The organism is Stenotrophomonas maltophilia, from assembly GCF_013464485.1.
In the GTDB taxonomy this organism is placed as follows: domain Bacteria; phylum Pseudomonadota; class Gammaproteobacteria; order Xanthomonadales; family Xanthomonadaceae; genus Stenotrophomonas; species Stenotrophomonas maltophilia_AW.
In genome coordinates this window covers 48,647-63,909 of the sequence record NZ_RAUX01000016.1, presented here as the reverse complement: position 1 = coordinate 63,909, position 15,263 = coordinate 48,647, and the positions used below count along the sequence as shown (strand labels likewise).

General features: G+C 68.3%; 12 protein-coding genes. 8 read left to right on the top strand and 4 right to left on the bottom strand.

The genetic code is table 11. The features are described 5' to 3' along the window. Positions 1 to 51 precede the first annotated feature (51 nt). From cutA to D7Y61_RS07845, 4 genes are all read left to right on the top strand, one after another. On the top strand, positions 52 to 390 hold the full coding sequence (gene cutA, locus D7Y61_RS07860) for a divalent-cation tolerance protein CutA (RefSeq protein WP_180865803.1): 339 nt from the start codon (positions 52 to 54) through the stop codon (positions 388 to 390). Continuing rightward, positions 387 to 2,777 (top strand): protein-disulfide reductase DsbD domain-containing protein, encoded by a 2,391-nt coding sequence (locus tag D7Y61_RS07855; protein ID WP_180865802.1) that lies wholly within the window; start codon positions 387 to 389, stop codon positions 2,775 to 2,777. Before cutA ends, D7Y61_RS07855 begins: the two co-directional genes overlap by 4 nt. Beyond that, entirely contained in the window at positions 2,774 to 3,337 is a 564-nt protein-coding gene (locus D7Y61_RS07850) for a TlpA family protein disulfide reductase (protein WP_180865801.1), read from the top strand. The genes D7Y61_RS07855 and D7Y61_RS07850 overlap by 4 nt, the downstream gene beginning before the upstream one ends. A 579-nt stretch (positions 3,338 to 3,916) precedes the next feature. Next, positions 3,917 to 6,439 carry a PepSY domain-containing protein gene (locus D7Y61_RS07845; protein WP_180865800.1) on the top strand — a complete coding sequence of 841 codons (2,523 nt, stop codon included), beginning with the start codon at positions 3,917 to 3,919 and terminating at the stop codon, positions 6,437 to 6,439. Positions 6,440 to 6,560: 121 nt separating this feature from the next. On the opposite strand, the gene D7Y61_RS07840 is transcribed toward D7Y61_RS07845, so the two are convergent. Continuing rightward, the gene (locus D7Y61_RS07840; protein ID WP_180865799.1) at positions 6,561 to 9,101 is read right to left on the bottom strand and encodes a methyl-accepting chemotaxis protein; all 2,541 of its coding nucleotides are present in this window, start codon (positions 9,099 to 9,101) and stop codon (positions 6,561 to 6,563) included. A gap of 202 nt (positions 9,102 to 9,303) precedes the next feature. On the opposite strand from D7Y61_RS07840, the gene D7Y61_RS07835 reads away from it, so the two are divergent. Then, positions 9,304 to 10,143 (top strand): arylamine N-acetyltransferase family protein, encoded by an 840-nt coding sequence (locus D7Y61_RS07835; RefSeq protein WP_180865798.1) that lies wholly within the window; start codon positions 9,304 to 9,306, stop codon positions 10,141 to 10,143. Between the two features lie 65 nt (positions 10,144 to 10,208). On the opposite strand, the gene D7Y61_RS07830 is transcribed toward D7Y61_RS07835, so the two are convergent. Genes D7Y61_RS07830 through D7Y61_RS07820 form a run of 3 tightly spaced genes read right to left on the bottom strand, consistent with a single transcriptional unit; the run spans position 10,209 to position 12,338 of the window. Beyond that, positions 10,209 to 10,580: a VOC family protein gene (locus tag D7Y61_RS07830; protein WP_180865797.1), complete on the bottom strand. Its 372-nt coding sequence runs from the start codon at positions 10,578 to 10,580 to the stop codon at positions 10,209 to 10,211. A gap of 22 nt (positions 10,581 to 10,602) precedes the next feature. Continuing rightward, complete coding sequence (locus tag D7Y61_RS07825) at positions 10,603 to 11,241, bottom strand: response regulator transcription factor (protein ID WP_180865796.1); 639 nt, start codon at positions 11,239 to 11,241, stop codon at positions 10,603 to 10,605. Beyond that, a complete protein-coding gene (locus D7Y61_RS07820; RefSeq protein WP_180865795.1) occupies positions 11,238 to 12,338 on the bottom strand; it encodes a sensor histidine kinase in 1,101 nt (366 codons plus the stop codon). The genes D7Y61_RS07825 and D7Y61_RS07820 overlap by 4 nt, the downstream gene beginning before the upstream one ends. Before the next feature lie 166 nt (positions 12,339 to 12,504). Here D7Y61_RS07820 and D7Y61_RS07815 point away from each other — a divergent pair, with 166 nt between their 5' ends. The 3 genes from D7Y61_RS07815 to D7Y61_RS07805 all read left to right on the top strand — a co-directional run bounded on the left by D7Y61_RS07815 (position 12,505) and on the right by D7Y61_RS07805 (position 15,256). Further along, positions 12,505 to 12,927 carry a DUF2141 domain-containing protein gene (locus D7Y61_RS07815; protein ID WP_180865794.1) on the top strand — a complete coding sequence of 141 codons (423 nt, stop codon included), beginning with the start codon at positions 12,505 to 12,507 and terminating at the stop codon, positions 12,925 to 12,927. Positions 12,928 to 12,953: 26 nt separating this feature from the next. Continuing rightward, positions 12,954 to 14,477, top strand: coding sequence for a carotenoid oxygenase family protein (locus D7Y61_RS07810; protein WP_180865793.1), 1,524 nt, complete (start codon positions 12,954 to 12,956; stop codon positions 14,475 to 14,477). 62 nt (positions 14,478 to 14,539) lie between these two features. Next, positions 14,540 to 15,256 (top strand): ABC transporter substrate-binding protein, encoded by a 717-nt coding sequence (locus tag D7Y61_RS07805; RefSeq protein ID WP_180865792.1) that lies wholly within the window; start codon positions 14,540 to 14,542, stop codon positions 15,254 to 15,256. Positions 15,257 to 15,263: the final 7 nt, after the last annotated feature.

The following is a 15,263-nucleotide window of genomic DNA, read 5'->3' as shown; positions in this document are numbered from 1 at the left end:
CCATCGCCGCCGCCGGGCCCTGACCCGGTGGCGGCCCTATACTCGACGGCCATGTCGACCGTCGATCCCGTCCTGCTGCTGTTGACCACCTGCCCGGACCGGGCCAGTGCCGAGCGCATCGCGCACGCGCTGGTCGGCGAGCGCCTGGCCGCGTGCGTGACACGCCTCGAGGGCGCACAGTCGACCTACCGCTGGCAGGGCGAGGTGACCACCGACGCCGAGCTGCAGCTGCTGGTGAAAACCACCGCACGCCGCGTCGATGACGCGATTGCCCGGATCGTCGAACTGCATCCGTATGAACTTCCGGAGTGCATCGCGGTCGAAACCCGGGCCGGCCTGCCGGCGTATCTGGATTGGATCCGGGCACAGACCCGGGAGGACACTGATTGAAGACTCTGTTTGCGCGTGGCGCTGCCTTGTGCGCCCTGTTGTGGCTCTCGCTGCCGGCTTCTGCACTGGATGAGAAGGACCTGCTGCCGGTGGACCAGGCGTTCGCGCTGACCGCCACCGCCCCCGAGCGCGGCCAGGTGCAACTGCAGTTCAAGATCGCACCGGGCTATTACCTGTACCGCCACCGCACCAGCGTCAAGGCCGACCCAGCGTTCAATGCCGGCGCGCTGCAGATGCCCAAGGGCGACAAGCACCACGACGATTTCTTCGGTGAGGTCGAAACCTATCGCGAGCGCCTGCAGGCCACCCTGCCCGGCACGCCGACCGAGGGCGCCGGCACCATCAGCCTGGAAGTGCGTTACCAGGGCTGCGCCGATGCCGGTGTGTGCTACCCGCCGCAGAAGCGCGTGGTGCAGGTCACCCTGCCGGGCGCCGGTGCGGCGTCCGCGCCGCCTGCCGCGCGTAGCAGTGCCGCCAGCCCGTTCAACAACCCGCTGGCCGGTGCCGGCAACCGCGGCGGCCTGCGCCTGCCGGGCGCCGCCAGCAACAGCCAGGCGCTGCCGCTTCCTTCGGAGCAGGCGTTCGGCTTCGACGCCATCGCCAGCGACGGCAACACCCTGCTGCTGCGTTTCAGCCCGGCGCCGGGCTACTACCTGTATCGCGACCGCACCTCACTGAAGCTGGAAGGCAGCACCGGCGTGCTGGCCGACAAACCGCGCTGGCCGGCCGCACAGTCGCATCGCGATGAGCACTTCGGCGATGTCTCGGTGTATTTCAACCAGGTGGAAGTACCGCTGCCGCTGCGCCGCTCCGTTGCCGACGCGGTGGACGGCACCCTGGTGGTGACCTTCCAGGGCTGCCAGACCGATGGCATCTGCTACCCGCCGATGACCCGCCGGGTGAAGCTGTCGATCCCGGCCGGCAAGATCAGCGCCAGCGCCGACCAGGCACTGCCGCGCAACGAGGTGATCAGCCCGCTGGCCGGTGCCGCAGCTGCACCGCGCGAAGCCGCAAATGGTGCTCCGCTACGCCTGCTGCCTACCGTACCCAACACCGATGCTGCCACCGCACTTGCCGGGAGCCCTGCGGGTGCCGCCGCCGGCAGCGGATTCGCTGCTGATGCGCGTGGTGACAACGCGCTGCGCACGCGCCCACCGGCGACTACGCCGAATTCCGACCGTTCGTTCCTGTGGGTCCTGCTGCTGGCACTCGCGGGCGGCCTGGTGCTGAACCTGATGCCCTGCGTGCTGCCGATCCTGTCGCTGAAGGTGCTGAGCCTGGCACAGAGCGGCGAAAGCCCGCAGCGTGCGCGCAGCCATGCGCTCTGGTACACGCTGGGCGTACTGGTCGCGTTCGCGGTGATCGGCGCTTTGATGGTCGGCCTGCGCGCGATCGGCAACGCCGTCGGCATCGGCTTCCAGCTGCAGCACCCGGGCGTGGTGGCGGCACTGGCCTACATCATGTTCGCGGTGGGCCTGAGCCTGTCCGGTGTATTCACCCTCGGCGGCGGCATCGGCAACCTGGGCCAGTCGCTGGCCAGCCGCAGCGGCCCGGCCGGTGATTTCTTCACTGGTGCGCTGGCCTGCGTGGTCGGCAGCGCCTGCGTCGGCCCGTTCATGGGGGGCGCGATCGCCTACGCGTTCATTGCGCCGCCGCTGAAGGCGATGACCGTGTTCCTGTTCCTCGGCCTGGGCCTGGCCCTGCCGTTCCTCTTGATCGGTTTCGTGCCGGCGCTGGCCCGCCGCCTGCCCAAGCCGGGCCCGTGGATGGAAACGCTCAAGCATGTGCTGGCCTTCCCGATGTACGCCACCGCGCTGTGGCTGCTGTGGGTACTGGGCAAGCAGCGTGGCGTGGACGGCATGGCGCTGGTGCTGGGTGGCCTGCTGCTGCTCGCCTTCGGCCTGTGGCTGTTCGAGCGCAATCGCTGGACCGGCTCGCGCGCGGTGACCCTGCTGGGCGTACTGCTGGCAATCGGGGCACTGGTGCCGGCCTGGGGCGTGACCCAATTGGCCGCACCGGCGCGCGCCGCGCAGGTGGCCAGCGACAATGTGGTCGAATATTCACCGCAGCTGCTGGACCGCTTGCGTGCCGACAACCGCGTGGTGTTCGTCAACATGACCGCCGACTGGTGCGTGAGCTGCAAGGCCAACGAGCGCGCAGTGCTGTCGCGGCCGGAGTTCAAGGACCTGCTCAAGCGCACCAACGCGGTCTACATGCGCGGTGACTACACCAACGTGGACCCGCAGATCACCACCTTCCTGGAAGAGCACAAGGCTGTGGGCGTGCCGCTGTACGTGGTGTACGGCCCCGGTGCACCACCGACCGTGCTGCCAACCCTGCTGACCCAGGCCGTGGTCGAGGAAGCGCTGCTGCGCACCGCGCGATGAAGTGGCAACGGCCAGCGCTGCTGTGGACAGCGGTGCTGGCCGCCGGCCTTGGCCTGTGGGCCGGGCATCGATTGGCGCCGGCGCCGGCCGCGCCCAAGGCCGTTCCGGCGGCGCCCGCTGTGGCGGCTGCGGCACCCGCCCTGCAGGTCGGCGACAGCCTGCCGGCACTGTCGCTGCCCGATCTTGAAGGCCAACCGTTGGACCTGCGCCAGCGCTTCGCCGGCCGCCCGCTGCTGGTCAATGTCTGGGCCAGCTGGTGCGGCCCATGCGTGGAAGAGATGCCCGAGCTTGCCCGCTTCGCCCATGCGCAGGGCGACGACGGTGTGCAGGTGCTGGGCTTGGCGCTGGATACCCCGGAAGACGTGCGCCGCTTCCTGCTGCAGGTGCCGGTGGACTATCCCATCGTGATCGAGACCCCGGGACCACGCGATGCCAGCGTGCAGCTGGGCAATTCACGGGGTCTGCTGCCGTACAGCGTTCTGTTCGACGCGCAGGGGCGGATGGTCAAGGCGAAGCTGGGGCCGTTCGCCCGCGGCGAGATCGAACGCTGGGTGAAGTGAGGGTGTTTTTTGCAGGGCTTGCAGCCCTGCACCCTGCTCAGTGCAACGGCAACAGCCAAAGCCAAAGCCAAAGCGGGCATTCCGTGGGATGGCGGGGCACTGTGGGTGGTCAGGACACGCCGTAAACCCATCCATGGGGGCTCGATGGCGCCATCCATGGCGCCAACGGTCCTGACCGCCCACACCGCCCCACCCCCCGACAGATCCCCGCGGCGGCTGTTGGTGGGTGCCGACCGTAGGTCGGCACCCACCAAAGCAGAACGCCGTTCCGACAGATCGCGGAAAACTGTTGAAGACGGGGTGGGTCCGGTTGAGGGGGCGTGAGCCGCATGCGTGCGGCGACCGAGCTTACATGTACGTACTTGCAGCGTCCCCCTCAACCGGACCCACCCCGCCAACCTACGGATAGCCAGCTTTTGACGTTGACGTTGCTCCGGCTTGTAGCGGGTGCAGGGCTGCAAAGCCCTGCAACAAAACCCTCCTTGACCGTAGCCCGTCCGCCCCGGAGAATTCCGCGACTAATTCTCATTTGCTGTTGCGCAGGATGCGGGCGGCAGCCTTTCGGGCCCTCCTCCTTCGATGTTCAAGAACGTCCTGTTCCATCTGCACTGGCTGCTAGGCATCACCGCCGGTGCCGTACTGGCCGTGATGGGCCTCAGCGGCGCCGTGCTGTCCTTCGAGGATGAACTGCTGCGTGCAGCCAATCCTGGCTTCGCAGAAATCGCCGAGCACCACGCCGACGGCCAACACCCGCTGGCGCTCAGCGAGCTGATGCCTCTGCTGCAGACCGGCAGTGACCGCCCACTGCAACGCCTGCGCATCGACGCCACCGGGCAGCGACCCTCGGTTGCGCGCTTTGCCGGTGGCAAGCAGCACTGGGTGTACTTCGATCCGTACAGCGGCGAGCGCTTCAGTGCCCTGCGGGGACAGGCCTTCTTCGATTTCGTCGAAGACCTGCATCGCCACCTCGCCGCCGGCGAGCGCGGTAAATGGATCACCGGCAGCTGCGCCATCGCTCTACTGTTCTTCACCCTGTCCGGCCTGTACCTTCGCTGGCCCCGCCGCTGGTGGCACTGGCGCAGCTGGCTGGCAGTGGAATGGAAGCGCAGTGGCCGCGGCTTCCTGTGGAGCCTGCACTCGGTGGTCGGCACCTGGGTGCTGTTGATCTACCTGATGAGCGCACTGACCGGCCTGTGGTGGTCGTTCGACTGGTACCGCAGCGCCGCCAACACCCTGCTGGGCGTCGCACCGGCCGCCAAGCACAAGGTCGCCACCGGTGCCGCCCTGAACCTGGAGCGCATCGAAGCCACGCTGTATGCACTGCCTGGCGTGCGCACCGGCTACATCGACCTGCGCCTGCCGGAGAAGCCCGGGCAGGTACTGAATGTGCGCGTGATGGCCGGTGATCCGTCGCAGCGCGGCGGCCAGCATGACCGCGCGCATGATCTGCTGCAGCTCGACCCGGGCACGGGTGCCACGCTCGATGCCCGCCCCTACGCGCGCCAGGGCGCCGGCGCGCAGCTGGCCACCAGCGTATTCGCGCTGCACTCCGGCAGCTACTTCGGCGTGCCCGGGCGTGTCGTGGTGATGCTCAGCAGTTTGGGCATGAGCCTGTTCTTCATCACCGGCTGGATGCTCTACCTGGACCGCCGACGCAGCCAGCGCGCCGCGCGTGGCCTGCGCCAGTCGCTGCCAGCAACGCCTGCCGATGGCGGTGGCACGCCGTGGCTGGTGGTGCATGCCAGCCAGAGCGGACTGGGCGAACAACTCGCATGGCGCGCGGCCGCGCAGCTGCAGGCTGCTGGCCATGCGGTGCAGGTGCTGCCACTGGCCCATGTCGATACGGCGCAGCTGGCGTGCACCACGCAGGCACTGTTCGTGCTGAGCACCTTCGGCGACGGCGAGCCACCGGATGCCGCGCGGGGTGCTGCGCGACGGCTGCTGGCACAAGCACCCGATCTGTCGGGCCTGCAGTTCGGACTGCTCGCCCTCGGTGACCGCCAGTACCCGCATTACTGCGGCTTTGGCCGCCAGGTCGATGACTGGCTGCTGGGCAACGGTGCGCGTGCGCTGTTCGATCGCATCGATGTCGATGCCGCTGCGGTACCCGCACTGCGCCAGTGGCAGCAGCAGCTGGGCGCGCTGTCCGGCATCGTCACCGATGACAGCGTGCTGCCGGCCGCCACGCAGATGCACGAGTGGCGCCTGCTCGGCCGCGATCGTCTCAACCCGGGCAGCGTCGGCGGTGCGATCTGGCGCATCCGTCTTGCGGCACCGGCCGAGGTGCAGTGGCAGGCGGGCGACATCCTGCATATCGCCCCCCGTCACAACGCACGGCATGCCAGCACCGTGTTGAATGCACATGGGCTGGATCCACTGCAGCCGCTGCTGGCCGACGGCGCTGCACGCACGCTGCTGGCGTTGGCCAGCGAACGCGAACTACCCGATGCCGATGCCGCACTGGCGGTGCAGGACCCATGCCTGTGGCTGGCCGGATTGCCGATGCTGCCCGGACGCGAATACTCCATCGCTTCATGCCCCGACGATGGCGCGGTGGAACTGGTGGTGCGCCTGGTACAGGACGAGGCAGGTCGCGCCGGGTTGGGCTCGGGTTGGCTGTCGTTGCATGCACCGATCGGTGCCAGCATCGTCGCCCGCGTGCACCGCAATCCCGGATTCCACCGTGTGGCCGGCGTACCGATGGTGCTGATCGGCAACGGCACTGGCATCGCCGGCCTGCGCAGCCTGCTGCGTGAAGCCGCCCATGCGGGAGAGCACGGGCACTGGCTGCTGTTTGGTGAACGCCAGCGTGCGCACGATTTCCTGTTCGCCGACGAGATCGAGGCCTGGCAGGCCAGCGGTCATCTTGCGCGGGTGGACCTGGCGTTCTCGCGCGATGGCGAAGGTGGTTACGTGCAGGATCACCTGCATGCAGCCGCAGACGCGCTGCGCGAGTGGATGCAGCGTGGTGCGGTGATCCATGTCTGCGGCTCGCTGCAGGGCATGGCCGAAGGCGTGGACCAGGTGCTGCGCGCTGCGCTGGGCGATGATGTTGTGGAAGCGCTGCTGGAAAACGGGCGCTACCGCCGCGACGTGTATTGATTCCTGCCTCCGAACGCTGGCGTGAGCCGAGCATGGGCTCGGCTCTACAGTGTTCCTGCAGCCGATGTAGAGCCGAGCCTACGCTCGGCTGATTCCCGGCCAGCCGACAAGGAACCGCAGGCTAGGCCGCCGCAGCGCGCGCCTGTGGCATCGACTGCAGACGGAACGCGCCCACCGCTTCGGCCAGCGCATGCACCTGCGCCTGCATCTGCGCTGTCGAAGCACCAGCCTCTTCCACCAGGCTGGCGTTGCGCTGGGTACTGGCCTCCATCTGCACGATGGTCTGGTTCACCTGGGCGATGCCGGCATGCTGGTCCTGCGACGCGCTGCGGATACCGGCCAGCAGATCCGCCAGCTGCTGCACGCTGCCGACAATCTCGCCCATCGTGGTGCCGGCCTGTTCGGCCTGCTGGTTGCCCTGGCCCACACGCGCCACCGAATCCTCGATCAATCCCTTGATCTGCTTGGCAGCCTCTGCACTGCGCTGGGCCAGCAGGCGTACTTCGGCCGCCACCACGGCAAAGCTGCGGCCCTGCTCGCCCGCGCGTGCAGCCTCCACGGCCGCGTTGAGCGCAAGGATGTTGGTCTGGAAAGCGATGCCATCGATCAGCTGGGTGATATCGCCGATCCGGCGTGATGCCTCGCTGATGCCATGCATGGTCGCCACCACCTGGCCGACCGCCTCACCACCGCGATGCGCCACCTCAGCAGCGCCCTTGACCAGCGCATCGGCACGCCCCGCCGCATCCGCGTTGCGACCCACCGTATCGGTCAGCTCATGCATCGATGCGGCAGTCTCCTCCAGGTTGGCCACCTGTTGTTCGGTGCGCTGCGAGAGGTCGTGATGGCCGGCAACGATCTCGCCAACACCGGTATCGAGGCTGGCGGTTGCGTGCTGGATGCGGGTGACGATGCGGCCGAGCTGAGCGACGGTGGCATTGGCATCGTCGCGCATGCGCGCGAACACCCCCTGCAGTTCACCCTCCATGCGTACGCTGAGGTCACCGCTGGCCAGCGCGGCCAGCAGTGCCTGCAGGTCGCCGAGGTTGGTTTCAAAGGTGGCAAGCAGGCGATTGATGCTGGTCGACAGGGTAAGAACGAAGCCCTGCTTGCCCTCCAGCGCGATGCGCCCGTGCAGGTCACCGTAAGCAGCGGCGTCGACCAGCGCGGCCACTTCGGTTTCCAACAGGGTTTCCAGCGCACGGCTGCGCCATTCCACCGCCACGCCAAGGAACTGACCTTCGTCGATGATGGCGTTGGCGATCAGCTGGTAGCGCACCCCTGCATGCCCGATCTCGCGCTCCTCACGTTGGCGCACGCTGGCCAGGTTGCCCAGCACTGGATGCAGGCGTGCCGCGTCGCTGCCCACCAGCTCTTCGATCTGGCGCTCGAGCTGCAGCAGCAGTGCCGGGTTGGCGTAGGCGACCTGCCCTTCCGCATCGATCACCATCAGCCCGGTCTGCGCGCTGTCCAATGCCTGTCGCACACGGGTGTTGCCGCGCGCCACCGCACGCTCGGTCTCGATGCGCGTGCGCAGGCGCTGCTGCATGTCGACCAGCCGCTGGGCCAGCTGGCCGATTTCATCGTTGACGTTGTAGATGCGCAGGGTGGTGTCCAGGCGATCGTCGGCGATGTCGCTGGCGAAACGCAGGGTGTCCTGGATCGGCTGGCGCACCGCGCGCAGGACCAGGACCAGGCTGGTGATCAGTACACCAGCAACCAACAGCAGCGTGAGTGCGAACAGCACGCTCATGGTGCGCGCACCGGCCTGCTGGCGCGCCTGCGCCTTGGCCAACGCCGCCACCTGCGCCTGCTGGAAGGCGGCCAATGCCGGCGCGACGCCAGCAGCGGTATCCAGCAGCGACTGCGCCTCCACGTCCAGGCCGACGCGGGCGGCGGTGTAACCCAGCAGGGCGCCCTGATAGCCCTCCATCCCGCCACGCAGGGCATCCTGCACATCGGTAGGCAGGCCGGCCAGCGCGAGATCGAACGGCAGCTTCTCCTCGCTGGCACGGTCGGCGTGGGTGGAATCACCATCGAGCAGCAGCAGTGCCTCCTGCCTCCGCATCTTCTGCAGGGACAGCGCCAGCGACGGCCGCTGCAGCGCATCCACCTGTACCTGCAGGGTATCGGCGGCCTGCTGCAGCTGCGCGGCGAGGCCGGCATCACCACGACCCATCTCGTCGACACGTTCGAACAGGGCGGCCACACCCTGCGAGAACGCGTCGGCGGCTTCGGTCAGCGCCTGCAGGGCCTTGCGCCGGCCAGCATCCATCGGCGTCGCGCGCAGCGCCTGCAGATCGGCCTGCAATGCCTTCTGCGTGGCCAACAGCTGTGCGCGGTCAGCATCATCGAAACTGCGTGCATACTGGGTCTGCAGGCGACGCGCTTCGGCCACCCGCGTGGACAGGCTGGCGGCCAGATCGCTGCCGCGCTGGTAGCTGGCCTGGCTGCGTGCAGCCAGTGCGTTGGCATGGCCAGTCCAGGCGTAGACAGCGGCGATCGCCACCAGGCCCAGGCCACAGACCCACAGGGTCGCCTTGAGCTTGTTGGCCACGCTGAGCCGATGCGGCTGCAGCCAGCGCAGCAGCCCGGGGGATGCCGAGAGCAACGCAGCAAGGCGCGTGCGCAGGGACCGGAGGTGGGGGACAACGGCCGACATGACAGACTCCAGGCGGAAAGACGCACCTGTATCGGCCGGATTCAGGGCAACTTTAGCGCTTTCTTCGCCCGGGCCCCCCGTCGCGGGTGGACGCGGCCTTTGTACCGGGTGCAGACGACGGGGGCATGACACGGGCGCCGCGCTTGACCTCAACCCCGGTTGGGGGAGCAAAGTGGACCTCCCTCCCCCGCCCGGTGCCGCCATGACGACGCTTGATGTCCCGCGCTACCTGCAACGCCTGCAGCTGGATGCGCCGCCACCACTGACCCTGGCCGGACTGACCCTGCTGCAGCAGCGCCACAACGCGCTGCTGCCGTTCGAGACCCTCAGCTGCCTGCTGCGCGACGCGGTGCCGATCGACCTGGAAAGCGTGCAGCGCAAACTGCTCGACGACCGTCGCGGCGGCTACTGCTTCGAACTCAATGGCGGCCTGCTGGCCCTGCTGCAGGCCCTGGGCTTCGATGCGCAGCCGCTCAGTGCACGTGTACTGCTGGCCGCACAGGACAGCGAGCTGACCGCACGGACCCATCTGCTCCTGCGCGTGCAGGTGGACGGCGACGACTGGCTGGTGGACGCCGGATTCGGCAGCCTGACCCCGACCGTGCCACTGCGCCTGCACGATGCGCAACCGCAGGCCACCCCGCACGAGCGCTATCTGCTGCAGCGCCTGCCCGAGGAGGGCGACTTCGTGCTGTCAGCCGAATCCAGCGATGGCTGGCGGGCGATGTACCGCTTCGATCTGCAGGTGCCTGCACCGATCGACAACGTGGTGGGCAACTGGTACGTGTGCACGCATCCGGATTCGAGCTTCCCCGGCCAGCTGCGCGCCTCTCTGACCGGACCGGACTGGCGCCGCACCATCGGCAGCGGCAACTACACCGAGTACCGGCCCGGGCAGGCGCCCGACAAGCGCCCGCTGCACGATGTCGGCGATGTGCGCGAGGTGCTGCAGCAGCGTTTCGGCATGCAACTGCCCGACGACCCACGACTGGACCCGGCGATCAACGACTGGCTGCAGCGCTCACGTGCCGCGATCTTGTAGAGCCGAGCCCATGCTCGGCTGAGCTTGGGCGGCTGGGCCAACAGCAGCCGAGCGTGGGCTCGGCTCTACAGAACCACCCGGGCCTGCAGCGCGATGCGGTTGCCTTCGCTGTCGCGGATCTCGGCCACGCGCCATTCGCCTGCATCGGCTGGACCGAAGCGCAGTTCGGCACCTGCCTGCAGCGCGCGCGAGAGGCTGGCACCCAGGTCGTCCACGCCGATGTAGATGCGCGCGCCCTGCTCGGAGGGCCGGTAGTCCGCGCCTTGCACCAGCGCCATGCTGGCGCCGCCCGCGTCGTCGGCGAACGGCAGGTACGCCATCCGGCAGTCGTGCAACAGGATCGGCTCGTCCACGTCCACCTGCAGCCATTGCTGGTAGAACCCGATGGCACGGGCCAGGTCACTGACAGGGATCTCAACGTGCAGGATCGGGTTCATGCTTTTTCCTGATGCCGGCAACTCAGATGATGCGCAGGGTAATCGCCTTCAGCACCGCGCGGGTGCGGTCGCGGGTACCGAGCTTGTCGAGGATGGCCGAGACATAGTTCTTCACCGTACCCTCGGCCAGGAACAGGCTGCGCGCAATCTCCTTGTTGCTGTAGCCACCGGCCAGCAGGCGCAGGATCGCCACTTCCCGCTCGCCGAAGGTGTCGGTGGGCGGTGCTTCGTCATGGAAGCGGTAGCGGGCGCGCACCGGCTCGGTGCTGACCGGCAGCAGCAGGGTCTCGCCGGCGGCAACGCGCTCGATCGCCTCGCGCAGGTCGGCCGGTGCCGCGTCCTTGAGCAGGAATCCCTGAGCGCCTGCCTCGCTGGCGCGCAGCAGCAGATCACTCTCATCGAAGGTGGTCAGCAGCAGCCATGGCGTGGCGTCGCCGCGTGCGCGCAGTTGTCGCAGCGCCTCGATGCCATCCATCCCGGGCATCCGGATGTCACTGAGCACGACGTCCACGCGCTGGGTGGACAGCGCATCCAGCAGCGCTTGGCCGTCTTCGGCTTCCAGCATCACGTCCACGCCCAGGCCCTGCAACAGCGCGCGCAGGCCCGCGCGGACCAGCGCCTGGTCGTCGGCCAAGGCAACACGGATCGCGCCGCCGCTCATGCCGGCACCCAGGCAGTCAGATGCATGCCGCCCTGTGCGGTGCGGGCCAGTTCCAGCTGGCCGCGTACCGCCGCCAGACGCTCGCGCATGCCGGCGATGCCGTTGCCCTCGCGGATACGTTCGGCGCGCTGGCCGTCATCACGTATATCGATGCGCAACCGGGAGTCCTCTTCGTTGATCGTCAACCAGACGGTGTCTGCGTTGCCGTGCCGGGCGGCATTGGTCAGCGCTTCCTGCACCAGGCGCAGGACGGTCTCTGCCAGCAGCGGGTCGGTCACGCGTACGCCCTCGCCGATGCGCAGTTGCAGCGACGGGCGCGGGAACGGAGCAGCCAGCGCGTGCAGTGCGGTCGCCAGATCGAGGCCGCGGTCGTCGCGCATCGATTGCACCACCTGACGGATGTCGGCCAGCAGCTCACCGGCCAGCTGCTCGGCCAGCACCAACCCTTCGCGCCCTGCCAGCACGGGTTCGGCTGCAAGCGCACGCAGGTTCAAGCGCATCGCGGTGAGTTTGTGGCCGGCCACATCGTGCAGTTCGCGCGCCAGGCGCAGGCGCTCGGCATCGCGTGCGCTGTCGGCCAGCAGCGCACGCGTGGCCAGAAGATCGGCATTGACGCGGGCCAGGTCGTCACGGGCCAACGCGGTGCTGCGTGCGTAGTGCGCGGTCAGTGCGGCGAACGCCTGGAAGCCGCCATACAGCAGCACCACCAGCAACGGCTGGGTGAAGCCACTGTGGCGAAGCACGAGATACATGGCGAGGTTGGCCACCAGTGCAACACCCAATACAAAGCGCGGTGGCCAATGCTCGGCCAGCTGCGCCACCAGCACCACCAGCAGTACCGGTGCGGTTCCGGTGCGCGGCTGCAGGGCGACCAGCGCGATCGCCAGCACGGCCTGCAGCACTGCGGCCACCGCGCGCGCGCGGGTCTGCATGGCCACCCACCCGTGCACCACGAACAGCAGCAGGAACGTACCGAGCAACCCCTGGCTGGGGCCGGCAACGGGGCCCTGCACGCCGAATGACAGGCCCACCACCAGCACGGTGACCAGACCGGCGAGGCTGAGGGGACGCAACAGGTGACGGAACAGGCTGGGCATGACCCGATGCTGACGGCCGCGACTGCAGCCGGCAATGGGTCCAACGCAGAAAGTGACTTCTGGCACGTCGAATCGATGACCACTGGCCCTGAACCCGGCGCTGTGCCCCGCGCAGACTGGCTGCACACCGCAGCACACCACCACGTCCTTTTCCGGAGCCACTGCCATGATCCGCACCGCCCTGCTCAGCACCGCCCTGACTACCCTGTCCCTGGCCGGCAGTGCCCACGCCGCCGACCTGGCCCTGACCGTGCACGACGTCCGCGTGCAGACCGGCACCCTGCGCGTTGCGCTGGTCGACAGCGCTGCCGCCTGGGACGGCAAGGCCAAGCCCGTGCAGGCCCAGCAGGCGGCGCCCAGCGGCGACAGCGCCCACTTCACGTTCAAGGGCGTGCCGGCCGGCAGCTATGCCGTGCTGCTCACCCACGACGAGAACGACAACGGCAAGCTCGACACCAACCTGGTCGGCATGCCGGTGGAAGGCTACGGCTTCAGCAACAACCCGCAGGTGATGCGCAAGCCGACCTTCGACGAGGCGCGCGTCGACGTGCCGGCCGCCGGCGCTGCCATCGACATCACCCTGCGCTGATTCCTGCATTCAGACCCGAGGCCATCATGGACCGTCGCCGCTTCCTCCGTACCCTGCTCAGCAGCAGCGCCTGCCTGGCCCTGGGTGCCACTGCGCTGCGCAGCACTCCCGCCTTCGCCGGCGACCCGGCGCGGTTCGCGCAGGGCATGCAGGAACACCCATGGCTGCTCGGCTGGCGCAGCGTCGGCAGCGAAAGCCTCGGCCCGGCCACCGTGCAGTTGCAGGGAAAGCTGCCGTCAGGCCTGGCCGGTACGCTGTACCGCAACGGCCCCGCGTGGACCGAGCGCGATGGCTTCCGCTACGACCACTGGTTCGATGGAGACGGCATGGTGCATGGCTGGCGCTTCAATGGTGATGGCAGCCTGACCCATCACGGGCGCATGGTCGCCACGCCGAAATTCACCCGTGAACAGAAGGCCGACCGCTTCCAGTACCCGGCGGCCGGCACCAGCGTTCCCGGTGCACTGGCGGTGCGCAACAACGATGATGCCAACGTGGCCAACACCTCGGTGACGATGATCAACGGCCACCTGTTCGCGCTGTGCGAATCCGGCTCGGCGTTCGAGGTGGACCCCGATTCGCTGAAGACCCTCGGCCCGGTCACCTGGCGTCCGGACCTGGCGGCGCTGCCGTTCTCGGCGCACCCGTTGACCGACCGCGACGGCACCCTCTGGAACTTCGGCTCGATCAGCCTGATGGGGGGCCATGGCCTGCTGGTCTGGCACATCGGTGCGGACGGCCAGCTGCGCAGCGCCAATGTGATCGAAACACCCGAGCATGGCTACCTGCATGCCTTCGCGATGACCGACCAGCACCTGGTGTTCGTGATGATGCCGTTCGATTTCACCGGCGCAGGTGGCAGCTTCTTCGAGCGCATGCAGTTCGCACCGCAGCGTCCTGTGCGCATCGCGGTGGTCGCCAAGGATGCGCCGGACAAGGCGCAATGGTTCGAGGCGCCGTTCGCGGCGATCTATCACTTCGGCGACGCCTTCACCCGCGATGGCGGCATCGTACTGCGTGCAGTACGGCATGACGACATCAACGAAGCACGCTCGCCGATGAAGGAAGCAATGGCCGGTGACGGCGCGCATGCGGCCAACAGTGGCGCCAGCCTGGTCGAGCTGCATCTGGACCTGCGTCGTGGACAGGCCCGCTGGGAGACGTTGGGCATCAGCGCGGTGGAGTTCCCATTGTTCGACCCGCGCTCGACGAACACACGTGGCGCACGGCTGTATGCGCCGACCATCGACGGCACGGCCACTGCGCCGTACTTCAACGCCGTGGCCGCGTTCGACATCGCGTATGGGCGCCGCCAGCTGTGGAACTACGGGGCGGACATCATGGCCGAAGAGCATGTGTTCGTACCGCGTCCGGGCAGCCGCAACGCCGATGACGGCTGGCTGATCGGCACCCTGCTTGACCCGGTCAACAAGCGCAGTGGACTGGCCGTGCTGGATGCGCGCCATGTGGATGACCGCCCGCTGGCACAGGCCTGGCTGCCGTATGCTGTGCCCCTCGGGTTCCACGGCACCTTTGCCGCGCGCGGTTGACTCCACGCCACGCGGACACCGTTGTTGGCATGCTGGGTCTCCCCTGCCCCGTGGAGTCCTGCATGTCCTTGGCCGACCATCGAAGCACGCTGGCACCGCACGGTTTCCTGCGCGTGGCGATCAACCTGGGCAACCCGGTGCTGGCACAGGGCGATGCGCGCTCACCGCGCGGCCCTTCACTGGAACTGGCTATCGCATTGGCGCAACGGATGGGGGTGCAGGCACGCTTCACCTGCCACGAGGCCGCAGCCTCGGTGGTCGCCGCAGCAGGCGAAGAAGGCTGGGATCTGGCCTTCCTGGCCATCGATCCGGCACGCGCCAACCGCATCGCCTTCAGTGCTCCGTATGTGGAAATCGAAGGCACCTATCTGGTTCGCGAGGACAGCCCTGCGCAGCAGGTGGCCGACCTCGACCGCGAGGGGCTGCGCATCGCGGTGGGGCGTGGAGCGGCCTATGACCTGTTCCTGAGCCGCGAGCTGCGCCACGCCAGGAGCGAACGCGCCGACACCTCTGCGGCCGCCATTGACCTGTTCGACCAACGGCAACTGGATGCTGCCGCCGGCGTGCGCCAGCCACTGGAAGCCTGGGCGCGGTCGCATCCCGGCCACCGCGTGCTGGCCGATCGCTTCACCGTGATCCAGCAGGCAGTGGCGGCGCCGGCCTCGCGCCCGGCCGAGGCACTGCAGGCGCTGTTCGATGAAGTGGAAGCGATCAAAGCCGGCCCCTTGGTGGGCGATGCGTTCGCCCGTGCCGGGCAGGCAGTCACGCTGGTGCAGTGACTGTAGA

Coding starts and splice junctions, on each gene's coding strand:
- cutA (WP_180865803.1), top strand. CDS start 52: ATGTCGACCGTCGATCCCGTCCTGCTGCTGTTGACCACCTGCCCGGAC.
- D7Y61_RS07850 (WP_180865801.1), top strand. CDS start 2,774: ATGAAGTGGCAACGGCCAGCGCTGCTGTGGACAGCGGTGCTGGCCGCC.
- D7Y61_RS07845 (WP_180865800.1), top strand. CDS start 3,917: ATGTTCAAGAACGTCCTGTTCCATCTGCACTGGCTGCTAGGCATCACC.
- D7Y61_RS07840 (WP_180865799.1), bottom strand. CDS start 9,101: ATGTCGGCCGTTGTCCCCCACCTCCGGTCCCTGCGCACGCGCCTTGCT.
- D7Y61_RS07835 (WP_180865798.1), top strand. CDS start 9,304: ATGACGACGCTTGATGTCCCGCGCTACCTGCAACGCCTGCAGCTGGAT.
- D7Y61_RS07830 (WP_180865797.1), bottom strand. CDS start 10,580: ATGAACCCGATCCTGCACGTTGAGATCCCTGTCAGTGACCTGGCCCGT.
- D7Y61_RS07825 (WP_180865796.1), bottom strand. CDS start 11,241: ATGAGCGGCGGCGCGATCCGTGTTGCCTTGGCCGACGACCAGGCGCTG.
- D7Y61_RS07820 (WP_180865795.1), bottom strand. CDS start 12,338: ATGCCCAGCCTGTTCCGTCACCTGTTGCGTCCCCTCAGCCTCGCCGGT.
- D7Y61_RS07815 (WP_180865794.1), top strand. CDS start 12,505: ATGATCCGCACCGCCCTGCTCAGCACCGCCCTGACTACCCTGTCCCTG.
- D7Y61_RS07810 (WP_180865793.1), top strand. CDS start 12,954: ATGGACCGTCGCCGCTTCCTCCGTACCCTGCTCAGCAGCAGCGCCTGC.
- D7Y61_RS07805 (WP_180865792.1), top strand. CDS start 14,540: ATGTCCTTGGCCGACCATCGAAGCACGCTGGCACCGCACGGTTTCCTG.